Source organism: Mycobacterium sp. IDR2000157661 (genome assembly GCF_022317005.1).
Lineage (GTDB): Bacteria > Actinomycetota > Actinomycetes > Mycobacteriales > Mycobacteriaceae > Mycobacterium.
Map to the genome: position 1 here is coordinate 358,293 of NZ_CP081006.1, position 18,428 is coordinate 376,720.

Below are 18,428 nucleotides of genomic sequence, written 5' to 3' on the forward strand. Positions count from 1 at the left end.
AAGCATATCGTGGGTTTGCTCGAGGGTCGGGTCGGACTTCCAGTCGGCAGCCTCGACCCGATCACTTCAGGGCGCAGGCAATCGTGTGCTGCGAATCCCCTCCTGTCGGAGCCATGTCACACTGGGCACATGGCGGCTGCGCGCGATCAACGTGTTCGAACCATCAAGGAATGGGGAAAGGCTCGGCTCCGCAACCTGTTTGAAGTCGGCCAGCATGTGGGCGTGGACGTGCTGCCGCGACACTTCTACAGCGAGATCCCCGACATCCGCGCACTCAAGAGCGATCGTCGCTGGCAGCGACCCTACTCGATGGTAGGAGTGGCGGGCACTGACATCGATGGACAGCTCGAATGGTTGCGCGAGACCTGCCCTCGTGAGCTGGCCGCCACGCTTCCGGCCTTGGGTTTGTACGAGTACGCAGCAATGGAGAACGGCGCCGTCGGCTTCGGTCCGATCGAAACCGACCTGCTGTACTGCTTCGTGCGAACTCGCACGCCCCGGCGAGTGGTGCAAATCGGCGCGGGCGCGTCTACGTCGGTCGTGTTGCGCGCCGCCAAGGAGGCCGGCGTTCAGCTGGACCTCACCTGCGTCGACCCCTATCCCACGGACTACCTGAGGCGGCTGGGGTCCAACGGTGCCATAACGCTGCGTGACGTTCCGGTCCAGGACTTGGCGGCGTCGGAATTCGCGGCGCTGGGTCCCGGCGACCTGTTGTTCATCGACTCGACGCACACCGTGTCACCGGGAAGCGACGTCAACTATCTGATTCTCGAAGTACTGCCGCGGCTGGCCAATGGTGTGTTCGTGCACTTCCACGACGTGACCATGCCCTACGACTACGCGCCGCTGGTGTTGTCGCACGACCTGTTCTTCTGGTCGGAATCCGTGCTGCTTCATGCCTACCTGGCAGACAATCCCCGGTTCGAGATTCGGTTCGCCTGCGCACTCATCCACGACAGGGCACTCGAGCGAGCTCAGGAGATCATCCCGACGTACAACAACCCGATGAAGACCGATCGTGGTGTCGCGGATGCGAACGCGGACGGCGACTTCCCCGCGTCGATATGGCTTGAAGTCGTCGCCGATCCGAGTGGTTAGCTCGAGTGAACGCGGTTTCAGGCCGACTTCCGCTTGCGGATGTAGACGAGAAGTACCGGCTGCAGCACAGCCGGTAGATGCTTGTTCATCCACTTGATGAACCGGTAGACGGTCGGGCGCCCGAAGTGATACGCCGGCTCGGCCGACCAGTAGGCGACGTGGACCTCGGCATCGGGTCCGAATGCCCGTCGCAGCGCGGCTGCGGTGTTCAGTTTGTACCGAGTAGGGAAGACGTCTTCGGCCTTGCGCTGCGGTTGGATGCGTTTGAGCGCTTTGACGTGCATTCGGTTAGGCACAGCCCTTGCACCGAGTGCGATGTATCCATACTTGTTGGGAGTGACGGCGGCGATCACCCCACCCGGCTTCACGACTCGCATCAGTTCTCGCGCAATGTGTTCGGCGTTGTCCACGTGCTCGAGAACGGAGCGGGCCACGACGATGTCGAACCGGTTGTCGGGATACGGAAGCGGAGATTCGGGACTGATCACTTCGGCATGGTCCAAGAATGGGTTCTGCAGTACGACATCGTCGACGTCACATCCCTCTAGATGCGCGCATCGCCCCATCAGGTTGGACAGATCTCGCCGATAGTCGACGGTGTCGTCGTGAATCGGTTCACCACGTCCGGCACCGAAGTCCAGGACGATGTCTGCCGGGCTCATGATGGACGCGAGCTGCGAATAGAACGCAACGGTACCGTCCACATGGCTGAACCCACCGACACGAGCCTCCGGGTAGAACCGCCGCACCAACTCTTCGTTGTCCACCACGTCAGTCTATGTACGTCGAACTTCGTGTGTGAAGGGTACCGCTCAACGACGCAAAGTCGTTGCTTGGCAACCAGTCTCGAGCTTGTCGGCCAGCCGATCCATAGCATGTGAAACGTGATCTCCAGTATCTCGCAATCCGCCGCGAGGAGGTCCTGTTAGGTGCCGGCGATGGCCGGCCCACTCCCTTGCTCATGGACACCATCTGCGCCTCGCGAGAGGTCGGCAGCCATCGTGGTACCGCCGAGGTGTGCGCACCCAGCAAACGATTTCGGTGACAACCCCGGTCGCTCGATCGCAATACCACGTGTTTCGTGACATTGAGCAGAGTTGGCTGACAACCTCGGCGTGACGATGATCTGCGACGATATCTTTCACCAACCGTTGGTCGCCTACAAACCTCAGTTCGACCCTCCGCGTTCCGGCAACGCCGGCCGGTCGCCACCGTCGTCAAGATTGGGCCGCTTCGCAGCCGCGCGCTATAGTGCCGGGCATGAGACCTGGGATTACTGTCGCCATCGCCGCCGGCCTTGCGGCGATTGGGTGGGCTGTTCTCCGAGGTACCGACGATCCCGTCAAACGGGCGGAGTACCGCGAATACGCAACGGCATGGAAGCAGCGCGAGGCTGCGCGAGACGAGCGGCGCGCCGCGCAGAAACGGGCCATGAGTTCCGCCAACCAGTAGATGAAGACTGTGGCCGCGGTTGCGTGGGTTAGTGCCCTACTCATCTGCTTTCTTTGGGTCACCGCACTGCTGGTGATGAACAGGGTGTGGCTGGGCGTCGCCATCATGGGGCTGATGTCACTGTCGCTGGGAGGCGGGGTTGCAGTGTGGTGGCTTGCCTGAGAGAGCCCTGTGTCGACCCAGGTGGTCGGCGACATACTAGGAACGCCTGTCGAAGAATTCACCACCGCGGTCTCTTGGGAGTGGGATCGCCGAGGCCTTTGGGTGTGATCCGCGCGAAACAATTGTGCCGGTCGACGTGGCTGAAGCCGCCGACGCCGGCCTCGGTGTAGAACCCGCGCACCAGCTCCTGATCGGCCATGGCGTCAGTGGTGGGACGATGGTGGTTTCGCCTGCGAATGTCGGTGCTCTGCCGAGAGTTGACGCTTCGCCGCGTCGAGATCCTCCTCCAACACACCCATCGGACCGTCGACGGCGAACTCCGTCATAGAGCGTTCCAGGCGGTCGAAGTAGCGCCCGATCGTCTCGCGCTTCCATACGGCGGGCGACCCGGCGTACAGACCTCGCTTGCGGTCGCGCGCCGACGCCGACGTCATGGTCGAATTCGCCGCCAGCAGCGACTGATCCGGTAAGTAGGCATCTTTCAGCATCACCGCGCAGCTACCCACCAGCGAGTGATGTCCGACGGTGATGCGGCCCACCCGCTGCAAGTAGAGCTTGAAATCCGGTTCGTGGGTCTGGATGAAGACACGGTGGCCGCCCACCGCGGCGTAGTCACGCAGCACGACGGTGCCGGAGGCGTCGACGTAGTTTCGGCTCCCGAGCTTCGCACTGTACCCGAGGAAAAATGTGCCGGCCTGCGGGTTGACCTGCCGGAACGCGGGGTTCGCCGAGACCCAGTTCCACGACTCGATCACGGCATAGCGATCAAGGTGCACCATCCGCAGCCCGCTGAAGACGTTGAAAAGGCCGAGCCGTGCATCATCGCCGATCTCCAAGCACGCGACTCGGCGCACCACGGTCGGCCCGATTCGGGCGGTCGGCGAGATGCTATGGCCGAATCTCGCGAGTATGCGATTCTTGAGAGCACACGGCGGAAGCAGCCAGCATAATGCTTGGAGCAATTCGGCGTCCTTTCCTCGCAGTGACCGGCGTTAGCCGCGCAAAGTGGTTGTCTGACAACCCGTCTGAATCTTGCCCGCCAGGCGATCGTCGGTCCACGAGACGAGCATCTCCGGTATCTGGCCGTCTGCCGCCAACACCGTATTATGGTCGCGGTCGACAACCCGCCAGTAGGCAAGGTCCTGTCCGGCTGCGCACTGCCGATCGACGAACGCGTCGGTGACCGACGGCGGGATCACAGGATCGGTGAGCCCCTGCACGACCAGCACCGGTACGTCGATGGTCTGATTCGGGGTGTTCTCGCGCAGCCGGTCCGCGAACGGTCCGGTCGCAGACATCGGCGCCACCGTCGCCGCACCCAATTCAGATCCCAGTTGCTGCAACCGAAGCAACTCCTGGGGTTCAGGGCACAGATCGGCGATCTCGCGCGAGATCTCCCGCGCCCCCTCCGGCACGACATCGTCGAACTGGACGTCCGGGTAGTACTGGCTGTAGGCGGTGGCGAGGTAGGGAGCCGAGGTGGCGGCCGCGACACCTTGTGCGTAGATTCGGGCGAGCTCTTCGAGATCTGTCGCCGGGGCGGACGCGGCTATGCCCGACAACTTGATGTCGGGTGCGTAGTCCCCGCGCGCGATCCCGGTCCACAACGCCGCGTGGCCGCCCTGCGAGTGACCCCAGACCACCGCACGGTTGGCCAGCTGCAGCTCCGGCATCTGCCGAGCTGCCCGCAACGAGTCCAGCGTGCTACGCGCCTCACCTTCGCCCACGAGGAACGGTATGACGCCGTCGCCATCGACTTGGTAGTCGGTCGCGATCACCACCCAGCCCCTTCTGACCACCTCTTCCAGCCCGGGCACCCCTTCGAAGGGAGTGGTCATGGTCGACGGCATGCACTTCTGTTTGATCCCGACGGTCCCGTGTTGGAACAGGATCACCGGACTGGGCTGGGGCGAGGGCCGCTCCGGCGCGAGCACCGTGGCCACCGCGGTGGCCGGTGTGTTATCCGGGAGCCGCGTCGAATACATCATGCGCCAGGCACGTGACCTCGGGGGAAGCAGTCGGTCCGTCAAGCGGTCATTTTTCAGCAGGACGCCGGGCTTGGGCGGAATCCTGGCCGGACGCTCGTAGAACTCGTCGAGCGGTAGCCATACGTGCGGGGGCGGCAGATCCGGCTCTGCGCTGATGGGTGGACCCGTCAGGTCCTCGGTCACGACGGGGTCCGCCCGGCAGGCGGCCACACCGGACACCACCAGACCGCATGCGATCATGACGATCGACATCGTTTTCATGTCATTGAACACAAAGGACCCTTTGCTAGCGTGCCCACCACTGTAATGATGCGGCGGGTGGATGTGTCCAGCGGCCTGCCCCCGAAACTCCGACCAGTAAAGATCACTCACTCGCAATCGGCAGGCCGTCGTCCGCACTCGGCACGTGTGCGGTTCGCGGTGCATGCATTTTGTTAGGTTGCTGCGGTGGACAGGATCGATGGAAACAGGTTGACGGGCGTCTCGGCGACCTCGCTGTGGGCTTTGCACAACCGGGCGGTCGAAGCCAAACGCCCCGACGCCGCCATCGACGACCCGCTGGCGGTGGAGCTCGCCGACAAGATCGACTACGACTACTCCAAGTTCGGCAAGCCCAATCAGGCGTTCGCACTGCGCGCCTCGATGTATGACCGCGTCACGAGGGCCTACCTTGGCGCTCACCCGAAGGCGTCGGTTGTCGCGTTGGCCGAGGGCCTGCAAACCAGCTTCTGGCGTCTCGACGTCGCAGGCGGGTGCGACGACGTGACGTGGTACTCCCTCGACTTGCCGCCGGTGATAGCGGTTCGACGGCAACTGCTTCCACGCGACGAGCGGGTAGTCGCCTTGCCACAGTCGGCGCTGGACCGCAGTTGGATGGACCGCGTCGAGAGCTCCAACGGCGTGATCATCACCGCCGAGGGGTTGTTCATGTACTTCGAGCCCGATGACGTGCTGAGTCTGATCTCCGATTGCGCCCAGCGCTTTCCGGGCGGTCAGATGATCTTCGACTCAATCCCCCACTGGTTGAGCCGTCGCACGCTGCGGGGCGTGGACCTGTCCAGCCGCTACGAGTCGCCGCGGATGCCGTTCGGGTTCAGCGCCGACGAGGGCATGGCGCTCGCCCAGCGCATCCCCGGGATCAGCGCCGCTCACGACGTCCGCACGCCGACCGGTCGCGGCCGCTACCGGCTGGAGTTCCTGCCGGTCCTCGACCGCATCCCGGGGTATCGGCGCATCAGGCCGAGCACGACCCTGTTGGAGTTCGGATAGGCCGACCTCAATCCCTCGGCCGTAGGTGCACCACGTCGCCGGCCGACACCGCGACTTCGCCGGCCGCCTCCTCGGTGTCGATGCACAGCCTGCCCTGCTCGTCGATTGTCCTTGCCACGCCCACTATCTGGCGCCCTCCAGGCAAGATGGCGCGAACGGTCGTCCCGATCGTGCAACTGCGGTCGCGGTAATCGGCGATCAGCGTCTCGTCGGGACCGCCCGCGGCACGCCATGCGCTGATGCGGGCACCGAGCTCGTGCAACAGCCGGCCGGCCAGCTCGGTGCGGTCGATATCGACCTGCAGTTGCCGCAGCCACGAAGCACCAGGCACCTCGTCGGCGCGCAACGCCACGTTCAGCCCGATCCCGACGACGACCGCGCCGCCCGGCGACACCTCGGTGAGGATGCCGGCCAGCTTGCGGTCTTCGACCAGGACGTCGTTCGGCCATTTGAGACGGGCCGCGGCCACCCCCAGCGAGGTCACCGTATCGACGACGGCGACGCCGGCCGCCAGCGGCAGCCATCCCCACCCGGCAACCGGCACCTTCGCAGCGTCCACACCCACCGACATCGAGATCTGCGAATACGGCACGGTCGACCACGCACGTCCACTGCGCCCCCGTCCCGCGGTCTGATGCTCTGCGAACCGCACCGTGCCGTCGATGTCCTCGCCGCCGGCCGCACGGCTGAGCAGGTCGGCGTTGGTGGACCCGGTCTCGGCGACGATCTCGACCCGTCGCCACGGCGGCGTGAGCGCGTCGTTCAGGGCTCGTTGGTCGAGCGGTTCACGGCGCACAGCGGCAGCATACGGAACACGGGGACCAGCGGGTCGATCGCCTTGCTGACGGTTTGGCCGGTGACGTAGCCTCTGCGGGTGCCAAGGTCGTCCCGCACCGTGACGTCGTCACAGCGATACGCGGTCGCGGGAGTCGTCATCGGCGCGCTCGTGCGGTTCCTGCTCGGTCGGCTGTGGCCGATGCCTCCGGCGTTTCCCGCGATTCAAGGCTTCCCGGCAGGCGGCGTCGCGAGCCTGGCAATAACGGTAGGCGGAGCGATGTTCGTCGCTGGATTCACCTTCACCGCCTTGCGAGAGGGCAACCTTCGGGCTTTCATACTGGGAAGCTGCGCGGGCGCAGCGAGCTTGAGCCAATACGCGGCCATAGGGATCAGCACACAGGCGGCCGCAGGCCTGGTGGTGCTCGTCCTGGTCCCGGTGTGCGGTTTGGTGGGCGCGTGCGCAGGCATGTTCGCGGCGCTGGCGTTTCGGTCGCGCAAACGGGAATTCTGGAGTGCGGCGAATTGATCGAGTTGATGCTCGTTGCCATCGGTGCGGGTGCGGCATCAATGGTGTTGCTCGTCGCCTGGCGACGCAGATGGGGGTGGCGGACCGTACTGCTGTTCAATGTCGTCGTCAGCGCGCTCGCCGGAGCCGTGGCCGGCGCGCTGGGTTTCGTCAATCCGGAAAGCCCGTTGGCGGCCTTGCTGAGCTACGGCCTGCTGGGAACGGCTGCGCCGTTCCTGTCCACGCTGCTGCCGCCGACCGCGCCGCGAGACGTCGCAGAGGTGTGGTCACTGCTGCGTCGATCCGCGGGTATTTTGGCCCTCACCACGCTCTGCGGCGCGACTGCGGCGTCGGCGACGTACATGGTGATCGCCGGGGCGTTCTTCTACCTCAGAGCGACCCATTGAGGCCCGTCGACGATCAGGGAAGCAACAGGAAATGCCCGCGCCTGCCGCGACCCCGGACCGAGCGCCGAGCCAGGTCAGCGGCGCCGAAGTGGCCGGCAGCGGCCGCGTGTGAGAGACCTCATCAGGTAGGGCGAAGCGGTCCATCGACCACGAGTTCTAGCCACACGAGGACGCCACCACCGCCTTCGCCAGGGCCGCGTACTGATACAGGTACTGAAGCTCCCACACCGCCAGCGAGTATTGGTACTGACGCGGAACGGCGACGTAGGCGACTTCGGTCGCGGGCGGCAGACACTGACCGAAGATCATCCGTGCGCGGGGTATGTGGAATCGCCAGGTGACGACTATCAGCCTGCGCCACTGCTGCTGGTCCACCAGGTCGCGAATCATCTCAGCTTCGCCCCGCGTGGTTGTCGCGCTCGGTCGCAGGCACTTCACCTCGATGTCGTGATAACGGGCCGGACAGAGGCGTCGCATGACGCTGTCGTCGCGGGGGTAGGGATCGGACAGGATCACTGTCCTGGCAAAACCCCGTTGCGCCAACGAAATTCCGTACTCGTCGCGACCGTCGTGCTCACCTGCGAGAACCACTATCGCATCCGCCTGACCATGAGGGTCGGTTGCGGCACGATTGAACACGAAATAGCCTGCGCCGCACAGCACGACGTTGGCGCTGGCGGTCACCGCGGCGATCGTCAGCACAATCGCACGCATCACTATTGCGGCCGAGGTGATCCGGGGATCTCGAGCGCACTCTTCAGCGCGGCACGAACCACTTCGGGATCCAGCCGTGAGTCATAGAACGTCGCGGTCAGGTGCATTGCGCGATCTTCCGGAGCTGTGATCATGCAGATGTTGACGTAGGACGGGTCGGGCGATTCCAGAGCGATCGCGAGGTTGATGTCCTCGGGCTGCAATCCGGGCGGCCACGACATCTTGCCGGAGGCCGGGATCTTCGTCACATCGGAGATCGACAGAGTAAGGGGCCGCTTGGGGCCTACGCCATGAGACTCGACCACATCCTCGGCGGCCGGTAACCCCTTCAGGCGTGCCGCCAACGATCTGCCCATCATCCGCAACAACGGTTTGCGCGAGGTCACCAGCGGAAGCGCCGCGAGCGTGACCTCCTCCGCCGACATGTCCGGAGTCACCGAAAGCACGACCGGCGCGCTGAGGTTGGCCAGGGAGAACTGCTCCGGCGGAAGGAACCGTCGCAAGTCCATCATCACGAGGACGTCGTCGGACAAGTCGACACCGGCATCGCGGAATGCATGATAGAGCGACCGGATGACGTAGGTCGTCACCGTGGCCGTCTGCCCGGTGGCGGCGCGGTACGCGCGCAACTCGTCGAGATAGCCCATCCGGCTCTTGACGAAAACAGCGGTGGCCGTGCCACGTTGGCCGGCCGGCTGCTTGGCAGGCGCATCCAAGGGAGCGCTCCCGCCCGACCGCCTTCGATTCGTCACCGACTTCACCAATTCCACGGCATCCGACCACATGCCCTTCGGTTCCGACTTGGTCGCGTTCCAGAAGCACGAAAGTAGCGGCGCCGTCATCGAGCCGGGAAGCGGCGGCACGAAGTCGCCGTACCTGGCCGCCTGGGACAACGCGACGAACATCTCGATGATGAGATGAGCGTCTCCGACGCCGTGGTCGACATACATGCATACGTAGTCACCGGCCCCCGGAGCGACCACCTGAATGGGTACGTCGGGCGACGTCTGCATGAACTGCGTGAGCATCTCGTTGACGTCGTGGTCGTCAAAGCTCAGATCGGCGTTGACGGCGGTGTCACCGGGCCGTCGGTCGAATTTCCATTTGCGGGTTCCCCCGGTGGGAATGAGCCCGACCCTCGTCGCGGGACCATGGGCGGCCATGTTGTTGAGCATCCGCGACACCAACTCGGGCGTCAGCGGGGACACTGGGCCGCATACGACCCAGATCCTGCCCTTCGCGAATGGAACATCCTGCCATGCGACTCGTGCGGTCGATTTCGTCACTTTTGCGTGTCCTGAGGGCAATTGGATGGAGCCGGTTGGCCGGCGAATCGGGCGGCGGCCCATTCCTCGACGAACTTCTGGTCCGCTCGCAGATTGCCATGCCCGCCGTCGGGGACCGGATAGTGGGCGATCTTTCCGCCGAGTTCGCAGGCGCGCGCAATGGCCGTCGAAACCCAGACCGGCAAGACCAACAGATCGTTCAACCCGTTGATCACGAGCATCGGTGCGGCCAAGGGCCGCTCCGGAAGCGCAAGTGCGCGAAGCATCTCCCGCAGCATGTCGGCGTCTTCACGAGTCTCTGGCCGAACGTCATCGGGAGTGATCTGGATCCGCATCCGCTGCGCGTCGAGGGTGCAACCGACCGCGGAGTATCTCAACTCCAGCGCCTTGCCGTGCAAGAACCTCGAGATCGGGAAATCGGGGTACATCTGCTCAAAGGAGGTGAGAAGCAACGGGGTCAGACCGAGCTGCCCGGTGTTCAACGTCCCGTCATAGGCCATCTCGGCCATCGGGCTCATGTCGACGGGCGGCGCCACCGCGACAGAACCGACGAGCTCGAGTCCGCCTCCGTAGAAGTCGTCGAGTTCGTTGGCCGCCCACGCAGCTTGCCCGCCCTGCGAACCGCCCAGGGCCAGCCACCGAGACGACACCTGGGGATAGATCTGCTGCATCGCGCGTACCGAGTCGATGACGTTGAACGCCGCCGTCCGAGGCTCGAGGTATGGGTGGAAGCCGGGCATTCCAAGCCCCTGATAGTCCGGGAGCGCAACGGCGTATCCCTTCTTGACCATCTCGACGACACCGGGGGAATAGCCCAACAGATCCGACCGCACAGACGGGGCACAGTCGGTTGTCGTCCCCACCGTCGCATGTGCCATCGCGACCACGGGCCACCCGCCGGCCGGCGGTTCGCCCTTGGGAATGAAGAAGGCACCGGAGACCTCAGTGGGCGACCCGTCCACGCCGTAGACCGAGGCGTACACGGCGCGGGTGCCAGCACCGATAGCGTCCACGAGAGCGGGATCGAGATCGTCGGGCAGCGGTTCTTCCAGGCTCACCGAACCGCGCTCCGCCCAGACCTCGGGTGCGACTTGAGGGTAGGGAACCGTGATCGGCGCGGGCCCGGCGTTCTCATTCCACGGTGGCGCGGTGACAGGTTCACGGACTTGGCAACCGCTGAGCACCAAACCGGCGACGGTCAGAATGCCGACGAACATTCTGCGGCCGCCTCGACTGCGTCTCAGGAACACGAACTCACCTCAACTCCGGTTTCTGCGGTTCACATCGGTTGTCAGACTGCGCCGGTCGGTGTCGGCTGCAGCGGCGAAGACGACAGCGTCTCCGCATCATCGTCAGATGTGCTTCCGACGCGTTTTCGTCGTATCAGGTAGGACACGACGAGCAGCACCACGGCAATCGACAACACCCGCCAGACGTTGCGCGAGGTGTACTGAATCGACAGCGCGCCAAGGGCCAACGCGACCGGCACCGTGAGAAGCCATAAGTACGACAGCCGACTACGGAGGAAGTTGGCCATGGCGTATCCGGTCGTCCATCCCATGAAGCAGTAGAGCAGCAGTTGACCCAGCCAACCGGTCGAACCGTACCAGGTCCCGACAAACGCCAGCGGTACCCAGGAATAGGGCCAGTACACTTCGAATCCCCTTCCCACGGCGGTGCCGGGAAGCGGGTTGGCGTTTGCGATGAGAATCTCGAGCAAGTCGTACTGCGCAGATCGCTCGACGAGCGGGTAGGCGACGGCGATGGACGAGACGAGCTGTTTGACCGGTGTCAACACCAGATTCGAGAGGCTATTGCTTCGATCGACGACCGCCATCACGATTCCAGGCAAATTCAGCAGGCCGTGCGGGACTCCTCGGGCGGTGAACACCACGCTGAATGTGAACGCGGCCAATCCGAGTAAGCCCACTGCGGCCACCAATGACACCACATACAGCCTTCGATTTCGCACCATGTTCCCAACCAGCACAAACGCGGCGACGGCCGGAAAGGTGATGGCCATCCGCGTCCCGACGGCCGTCATCACGATGTACACCGCGGCAACGGCCGCCCACATGAACAGCTTCAGAAGGGGATCGCGTTCGAAGATGCTCAGTACCAACGTGATGATCGCGGCGAGAAAGCACAGCGGCCAGCCGACCAGCAAGAAGAACTCGATGCCGTCGCTCTGCAGGTAGTAGTCGCGCACCAGAATGCTTGGCCCGCTGCCGATCAGCCACACCGCAAGCGAACCCAGTGTCGCCCAGATGCAGACGACGGAGGTGGTGCGGGAATGGAAGTCGGTGGGCGCTGCCGGCCCGCGATCGGCTGCGCGTTCCGCGCCACGGCCGACCGCCGGCAGCAGAAGCGCCGACAATCCGGCGCCTATGCAGGCCCACAGAAGGGCTGTGACGCCGATGGAGTGGGTGAATGGCACCCCGCGGATCTCGGGGCCGAGGCCGGCGCCCTTGGAATGCTTCGACCACTCCCACAAGGGGACGCCGAACAGCGCGATCAGCAGCAGTGGAACCGCCAGCAGTACCGGCGCCAGCGCGGCGGAGGACCGCCTCCACCAGATCCAGATCGCCAGCGCCGTCGTCAGAACCGCGATGGTGCCCAGCGCGGTGTTGGTCAGAAGCGAGGGGCCGAAATCAGTCGGCACGAACCCGCCTTCCATGCTTTTCGGCTTCGAGCACATCGATGGTGGGCCAAGGCGATTCGGCCTCGTCGTCGCGCGGCGCGGGCTCGGCGGGTGGCGTTGATTCGCGGTGCCACGGAAGCCTGCTGCTGCGCTGGATGACCGCTCCACGTAGCTCGATGTTGTTCATGGCGAGTAGGTCGCGCAACGCCTTGGCATCGCGCAGCGACGTCACGTTGTATCGCGTCACCATCAACGCCTGTTGGCAATCGGTCCGGTGTAGCGCCGCCGCCGAGGCGCTGCTTTCCAGCAGAGCCGGGATGTCGATGATTTCGATCCCCGTCCGGCCGCTCTCCTCGACCAACTGCGTGAACGCGTCGCTGAACTGCTTTGCCTTGTCCCGCGATGTGGCGCCGACGAGCATCAGACAGCGATCGTTGTCGGAATCGGTGAGCAGCTCGGCCTGAAGACGCCGGAGCTGACGCGGCGAGTTCTTGATATCGACGTTCTCGGCGAGCGCGATCTGCAGCTCACGACGCAGCTGACCGGTGGTCCGCACATTGGGGTAATGGCGTTGGTAGGCGAAGGAATACAACGCACCCAACAGCCCCGCGCCCACCATCAGAGCGATCAACAGGCCGTACCGCTTGATGAATCCCGGCTCCTCTGCGATGGGAAGCGCGACGGTGACCACGCTGGGGGCCCCACGCAGTCCGCCCGATCCTTCGATCGACCTCGCGAAGGAGGGCAGCGCCTCGGCGTAGGAGATCGCCAGGTTTCGGGCATCGCTTGGCGAGTCGCCGCTGGCGGTGATCGACAGCAGCGATGTCAGCGGAGTCGCCTCGCCCTCCACCCTTCCGGCGAGTTCCTCCGGCGACGGGTTGCCCGGCAGCTGTTCGGTCACCGCCCGCGCCAGCTCCGGGCTTTCGATGAACGAAAGGTAGAGCTGGGTACGGTTCGCCGCATATTGGTCCGCGGTCAGAGCGTCCGATGCACTACTGCTGATCGGCGGGGTGACATAGACGGTGGCGGTCGCCTCGTAGGCGTAGTCCTTCAGATACATCCGCAGCAGCCCGGCGCCGGCACCGATCAATGCGAACACCAGCACGACGGCCCACATGCGCCGCGAGAACTTATCAAGTATGCGTTTCACGATTCGGCCCTTCGTATCAGGACGGCTGGCGATCAGCTCTGCCGTTCAAGCGCTTCCATGGTGGATTGGTAGATGCCGAGCGCGATCCGTTCATGCCCTGCGTCTGTCGGATGGATATTGTCCGGAGCCATCAGCTTTCCGGGGTCGTCGGCGAACCAGCCCTGCTCAATCGGATCGACGAAGACAGCGCCGGCCTCGTTGGCCGCGTCGCGCACCATATCTCGGGTGTTGAGAAGTGCCGGGGGTGGTTGGTCGCCCGGCCATGTCGGTCCGACGACAAGCAGGACAGCGTCCGGCGCCTCTTCCCGGACAGCTGCGTAGGTCGCCAGGGCCGCATTCTTCACGGCGTCCGGCGCCGCGTACATGTCGAAGCGACTGCCGAAGATCACGACGACACTGACGTCCGGCTTGACCAAGACCTTTGCCGCATCCAGATAGGTCTGGTTGTATGCGCCCGCCGCCACGTATCCCGAGCCCTCGGCGTTGTCTCGCACCACCTGCGTGGGTTGATTGGTCTGCAGCGCCAGGCCGACCAGCGCTGTCCAATTCCGCGGGCCGCTGCCTCCGGCGTTGGTCTCCGCGGTGTAGTCGCCGATGAGGACGACCTTCTTCGGCACCGGCACCGGCAGCACCGTCGGCTCGGCCGACGCCGGAGTGCTCGGCGGCGCGGAAACGCTGTTGGCGACCTTGTTGTTCACGCCCACGGCCAGACCGGCGCCCAGACCGATCAGCGCGACGACAGCCGCGATGCCGATGACGGTGGTCCGACGGATCCTCTTCACGTCAACACCTGCCTCGATGAAGCATCGTCTTCCCTATCTCGTGATGGCGCTGCCCGATCGTCGGACAACCGCCTCACCACCTTGGTGACGTACGTCAGCAGAATCGCCGCCGCGGCCCAACTCGCCACCGCTTCGCCCGCGGCGATTCCCGCCGCCGTGTGGAAGATGAAACCGCCCGCGGCGCTCAACAGCACGATCAACACCACTTGCAGGACGTGCAACCGTAGCAGCGAGACGCTCATACCCTGCGCCGCAAGCATGCTGTTCGTGCTCACCATCCAGGCTACTGCGACGCTGCTGATGCCCACATAGGGCACCACGGTCATCGCTGGTTGCCACACCTCGCCGAGGATCAGTTCTCCGACGGCATCAGGAATGGCGAGCAACACGACGGCGGTGCCCACGCCCAACAGCGACAGGACCGCCGACGCCGTGAGCATGCGGCGCCATTGGTCGGCCACGGAACCCGTCGCTCGTCTCACCTGGGGGACGAAGATCAGCATGAAGGCGGTGATGAGCATGGCCAGCGGTCCGAACAACGTGAACGCGCCCCGCAGCGCCGCCGCGGCGGCGGTGCCCACCAGCACGGTGGCGATGGCGGTCAAGAAGACCGCGCCGACCTGGTCGAGCGAGTAGTTCGCCCCGAAGCGAAGCCGGGCTTGCCAGTAGGTGCTCCACCACTCGAAAAGCCGTCGGAAAGTCGGGGTGACTCGGGTGGCGGATGCGAGGACAAGCCATCCCACCGCGCCGCCCAGCCCCCATACCAGCACCGAGCTTTCAGTGGAACCCCAGAGGTCCAGCGCGTTCACGACGAACAGCACGATCACCAATAGGGTCCACAATCCGTCGGAAATGACCGCCGCCAGGGCATTGCCCATCGCGAGCGCGGTGATGCGCAGCGTGTCCTGCAGCGCGATGACCGGGGCGACCAGCGCGAAGGCGGCGCCGAGCCAGATCTCGCCGAGACCGGCTCCGATCGCCAAGAGTGCGCAGGACGCTATCGCCAGGGTCCCGAAGGACCATGTCAGCGCATATCCGGCCTCCGCCCGAATCTGCTTGAGGTTGTAGTTGCTCAATAGGAGCAGGACGGTACCGATTGCCCCCCGGTTGAAGCCCAAGCACATCGAGATAACGGCCATCAGAAGCGCGGCAATACCGAATTCCCCAACCGTTGAGACTTGGGCTAGAGCCAGAATCACCAGCGCGTTGCTCGCGCTGGAGAGAACCTGGTCGACGGCAGTGAGGGTGGCGTTCGCGCGTCCGGGGCTTGCCGCCACATTCTCCTCACTGGCCTTCTTAACCGACAGGACTCCCCTCCCCAATTGACATCAAGCACGTCCTCAACTGGGGTCGATCCTATCGAGCGGGCCGTGCTGCCGTTGCAAGGCGCTGATATCAGTACGCTCCGTCTCTGGTCAGCACCGCTCTGAGCGTCTTTCCGATGATGATCAGATCGCCCACCATCGACCAGTTCTCCACGTAGGACAGGTCGAGCCGCACCGAATCCTCCCACGACAGATCCGATCGTCCGCTCACCTGCCACAACCCGGTGACGCCGGGCTTGACGAGGAACTTTCGCTTGACGTCACCGTCGTAGGTCTCGACTTCACGGCGAAGCGGCGGACGCGGACCGACGACGCTCATGTCTCTCTTGAGCACGTTGAAGAACTGTGGCAGTTCGTCGATGCTCGTGCGTCGGATGAACCGGCCGACCCGCGTCAAACGCGGATCGTCGCGCATCTTGAACAGAACGCCGCCGTCGTTGTCGTTCTGCAGCAGCAGCGGCTGCAACATGCGGTCGGCCCCGTCGACCATGCTGCGGAATTTCAGCATCTTGAACGGCTTGCCGTCGTATCCGATCCGCTCGGCAGCATAGAAGACCGGTCCCCTGCTCGTCAGCTTCACCGCGAGCGCAGTCAGGATCAGTAGCGGCGACATGCCGATCACCGCCGCCAGGGCGAAGCAGAAGTCGAATGCCCGCTTCTGGAACCGCTGAGCGCCCTGATACTGCGGCTTCTCGACGTGGATCAGCGGGAACCCGGCGACCGGCCGCATGGACAGCCGCGGTCCGGCGACGTCCAGCACGCCCGGGGAGACCAGCAGTTCGATGTTCATCGACTCGAGGTCCCAGGTGAGTTTGCGAATCCCATGCACGCCCAATTGTTCGGTGGCGGTCACCGCAACGGAGTCCGCACCGGTCAGGTGGACGGCCGCAAGCGCCTGGGTTTCGTCTCCGAGGATGGGAATCTCGCGTCCCTGGACCGTAATGCTGTCGCCGGCGATTTCGCCGTACCTGGGCACGCACATCCCCACCACTCGGTACCCGTTCGCGGGATCGCGCATGAGTTCCTCAGCGAGCACAGCCACCGCATCGCGGTCACCGATGGCCAGCACGGCAGTCTGATACATGCCGTGCGACCGCCGCCGCGCTACGTGTACCCGGCGAAGATTGCGGGTGGCCAGCAGACCGAGCAATCCGAGCGGTAGTGCGACCGCGAGATATCCCCTGGCGACGTCCACTCTGGCGAGCAATGTGACGATGGCAACCGCACCGAACGTCCACACCGTCGCGCTGACGACGAGGCGGTACTCCTCCAGACCGGCGCCGATGACGCCCGGCGAACGAGTCCGGAAAATCGCCAGCGCGCACAGCCACACCGCGATCAGCCCCGCTGAGAACAGTCCTGCGAGAAACAGCGCTCGGGGCGCGACACCGAAGCGGACAACCTGTGCCAGCACGACGGCTGCACACACGATGGCGGTGTCGGAAACCAAGAGCCAGCGGGCGTACTGCTTCTGCCAACTGACCCGCGACGACCGTTGCGCCGGCGCCGATTCATCGCCGTTGCCGCGCTTGCTGTCGGGCCGCCACGACACGACTGCTTCCGTCGTCACTGCGTGAATCCCCTCAGTCGGCGGTCCAATGCAAGTTGGTGGTCCACACCCAGTGGGTAAGACCGGATGCCGAACTCTAACACCTCTGCGCCATATCTTCAGCAAAAAGATGCTAGCGACCGCAGCAAACGAATCACTTCGCGAGAACTTCGACTTCTCCGCCCTGCCGGAACGCGGCGCTTGGCATGGGGCGATTGTCGGTCGCGGACGCGGTGGCAGCGCGGCTTGACCCTTAATACGGTGGAACGCAGTATCAACAGGGTCGCAGACAGGCCTGTCTACTCCGCCAACGTCCTGAACTGGTGCTGGGTCCTTGCGTGCTGCGCCTCGAAAGCCGCGCGCACTTGTGCCGATCGTGCCGCAAACGCGGCGTCGTCAAGCTCGGAAATCTCTTTGACGGCTGCCGCCATGCCTTCCACATCGCCCAGATCGAACACATAATCGTCGAGACCCAGACGCCCGAGCTGCTCGCCGATCCACCCGTTCCGCCAGGCGATCGGTACGCATCCCGCCGCGGCGGCCTCGTACAACACGAGGGGCTGGGCCTCGTGCCGGTAGTACGACGGAAAAACCAGGCAACGGGCCTTCATCAACTCACACGTCTTGGCATCGCCGTAGCGGGGACCGACCGCTGTGAACGGGACACCCCGCCGGACCGCCTCGTCGAGCAGCGCCGTCGCCTCCTCAGAAGGCGCTCCCACGAGGCGAACTTCGACCCCGGTGCGCTCGGCGATCTCGAGCACCGCTCCCAAGCCCTTGTCTGCGGAGAGGTTCGACAAGTGCACGGCGCACCGCCGCGCCGTAACGCTGTCGGGCGGGCGGTGCAGCGGCATCAGCCCGGCGTTGTCGAGCACTATGATGCGATCAGCGTCGATGCCATACAACGAGGAAAGCTCCGCACCCATCGCTTCATCCAGGACCGCGTTGCGAAGCCGTGCCCCCGCCATGGCGAGCGTGACGCGCAACATCGGCGACGATTGGCGAACATATCGCGAAGAGTGGTGGGTCAGCGTGGTCGTGACTCGGCGAAGGCGTGCCCCGAACAGCGGAATGGCCTCGAATGCCAGCCCAGCCCCGCCGGAGGCCACCACGACGGCGCGATCCACCCGCGGACCGATCAGCAGGGCGAAGAAAGCGCGCAGGCAATGCAGCAATTTGATGATGCCGCCCGCCTGCGTGTTGAGCACCGTGACTGCGTGACCATCGCCCCGTAGCGCGTCGACCAGCCAGCCGGTTGCCACTGCGCGTCCGTCGACGGGCGGCGGCACAGGACCGAGGAGGAGAATCTTCAACGAATCGACC

At 64.6% G+C, this 18,428-nt stretch carries 19 protein-coding genes; 5 read left to right on the forward strand and 14 right to left on the reverse strand.

What is annotated here, in order from left to right; all coding sequences use genetic code 11:
* The first annotated feature begins 129 nt into the window (after positions 1–129).
* Complete coding sequence (locus K3G64_RS02615) at positions 130–1,098, forward strand: class I SAM-dependent methyltransferase (protein WP_238888784.1); 969 nt, start codon at positions 130–132, stop codon at positions 1,096–1,098.
* A 17-nt stretch (positions 1,099–1,115) separates the two neighbouring features.
* Here K3G64_RS02615 and K3G64_RS02620 read toward each other — a convergent pair whose 3' ends face one another.
* The gene (locus tag K3G64_RS02620; protein ID WP_238888785.1) at positions 1,116–1,865 is read right to left on the reverse strand and encodes a class I SAM-dependent methyltransferase; all 750 of its coding nucleotides are present in this window, start codon (positions 1,863–1,865) and stop codon (positions 1,116–1,118) included.
* 685 nt (positions 1,866–2,550) lie between these two features.
* Between K3G64_RS02620 and K3G64_RS02625 the strand changes: the two genes are divergently transcribed.
* Complete coding sequence (locus K3G64_RS02625) at positions 2,551–2,712, forward strand: hypothetical protein (protein WP_238888786.1); 162 nt, start codon at positions 2,551–2,553, stop codon at positions 2,710–2,712.
* Positions 2,713–2,770: 58 nt separating this feature from the next.
* On the opposite strand, the gene K3G64_RS02630 is transcribed toward K3G64_RS02625, so the two are convergent.
* The 3 genes from K3G64_RS02630 to K3G64_RS02640 form a co-directional block, all read right to left on the reverse strand.
* On the reverse strand, positions 2,771–2,911 hold the full coding sequence (locus tag K3G64_RS02630; protein ID WP_238888787.1) for a hypothetical protein: 141 nt from the start codon (positions 2,909–2,911) through the stop codon (positions 2,771–2,773).
* A 4-nt stretch (positions 2,912–2,915) separates the two neighbouring features.
* Complete coding sequence (locus K3G64_RS02635; protein WP_238888788.1) at positions 2,916–3,569, reverse strand: hypothetical protein; 654 nt, start codon at positions 3,567–3,569, stop codon at positions 2,916–2,918.
* Between the two features lie 135 nt (positions 3,570–3,704).
* Positions 3,705–4,952, reverse strand: a complete 1,248-nt coding sequence (locus K3G64_RS02640) for a lipase family protein (protein ID WP_238888790.1) — start codon at positions 4,950–4,952, stop codon at positions 3,705–3,707.
* Positions 4,953–5,147: 195 nt separating this feature from the next.
* On the opposite strand from K3G64_RS02640, the gene K3G64_RS02645 reads away from it, so the two are divergent.
* Entirely contained in the window at positions 5,148–5,969 is an 822-nt protein-coding gene (locus K3G64_RS02645; protein ID WP_238888792.1) for a class I SAM-dependent methyltransferase, read from the forward strand.
* Positions 5,970–5,976: 7 nt separating this feature from the next.
* Here K3G64_RS02645 and K3G64_RS02650 read toward each other — a convergent pair whose 3' ends face one another.
* Positions 5,977–6,765, reverse strand: a complete 789-nt coding sequence (locus K3G64_RS02650) for a biotin--[acetyl-CoA-carboxylase] ligase (RefSeq protein ID WP_238888794.1) — start codon at positions 6,763–6,765, stop codon at positions 5,977–5,979.
* Positions 6,766–6,843: 78 nt separating this feature from the next.
* Between K3G64_RS02650 and K3G64_RS02655 the strand changes: the two genes are divergently transcribed.
* Together K3G64_RS02655 and K3G64_RS02660 are read left to right on the forward strand one after the other, a co-directional pair.
* On the forward strand, positions 6,844–7,272 hold the full coding sequence (locus K3G64_RS02655; RefSeq protein ID WP_238888796.1) for a hypothetical protein: 429 nt from the start codon (positions 6,844–6,846) through the stop codon (positions 7,270–7,272).
* 8 nt (positions 7,273–7,280) lie between these two features.
* Positions 7,281–7,658: a hypothetical protein gene (locus K3G64_RS02660; protein WP_238888798.1), complete on the forward strand. Its 378-nt coding sequence runs from the start codon at positions 7,281–7,283 to the stop codon at positions 7,656–7,658.
* A gap of 156 nt (positions 7,659–7,814) precedes the next feature.
* On the opposite strand, the gene K3G64_RS02665 is transcribed toward K3G64_RS02660, so the two are convergent.
* The 9 genes from K3G64_RS02665 to K3G64_RS02705 form a co-directional block, all read right to left on the reverse strand.
* Complete coding sequence (locus K3G64_RS02665; protein ID WP_238888800.1) at positions 7,815–8,372, reverse strand: YdcF family protein; 558 nt, start codon at positions 8,370–8,372, stop codon at positions 7,815–7,817.
* Between the two features lie 2 nt (positions 8,373–8,374).
* Entirely contained in the window at positions 8,375–9,580 is a 1,206-nt protein-coding gene (locus K3G64_RS02670) for a hypothetical protein (RefSeq protein ID WP_238888801.1), read from the reverse strand.
* 74 nt (positions 9,581–9,654) lie between these two features.
* Positions 9,655–10,875 carry a lipase family protein gene (locus tag K3G64_RS02675; protein ID WP_238888803.1) on the reverse strand — a complete coding sequence of 407 codons (1,221 nt, stop codon included), beginning with the start codon at positions 10,873–10,875 and terminating at the stop codon, positions 9,655–9,657.
* 74 nt (positions 10,876–10,949) lie between these two features.
* Complete coding sequence (locus tag K3G64_RS02680; protein WP_238888805.1) at positions 10,950–12,320, reverse strand: hypothetical protein; 1,371 nt, start codon at positions 12,318–12,320, stop codon at positions 10,950–10,952.
* Positions 12,310–13,449 carry a hypothetical protein gene (locus K3G64_RS02685; protein ID WP_238888806.1) on the reverse strand — a complete coding sequence of 380 codons (1,140 nt, stop codon included), beginning with the start codon at positions 13,447–13,449 and terminating at the stop codon, positions 12,310–12,312. The genes K3G64_RS02680 and K3G64_RS02685 overlap by 11 nt, the downstream gene beginning before the upstream one ends.
* A gap of 32 nt (positions 13,450–13,481) precedes the next feature.
* A complete protein-coding gene (locus K3G64_RS02690) occupies positions 13,482–14,231 on the reverse strand; it encodes an SGNH/GDSL hydrolase family protein (protein ID WP_238888808.1) in 750 nt (249 codons plus the stop codon).
* Positions 14,228–15,307: a hypothetical protein gene (locus K3G64_RS02695; protein WP_238888810.1), complete on the reverse strand. Its 1,080-nt coding sequence runs from the start codon at positions 15,305–15,307 to the stop codon at positions 14,228–14,230. Before K3G64_RS02695 ends, K3G64_RS02690 begins: the two co-directional genes overlap by 4 nt.
* Positions 15,308–15,626: 319 nt before the next feature.
* On the reverse strand, positions 15,627–17,126 hold the full coding sequence (locus K3G64_RS02700) for a sugar transferase (protein ID WP_370647070.1): 1,500 nt from the start codon (positions 17,124–17,126) through the stop codon (positions 15,627–15,629).
* 278 nt (positions 17,127–17,404) lie between these two features.
* Complete coding sequence (locus K3G64_RS02705) at positions 17,405–18,418, reverse strand: glycosyltransferase family 4 protein (RefSeq protein ID WP_238888811.1); 1,014 nt, start codon at positions 18,416–18,418, stop codon at positions 17,405–17,407.
* Between the last annotated feature and the right edge of the window lie 10 nt (positions 18,419–18,428).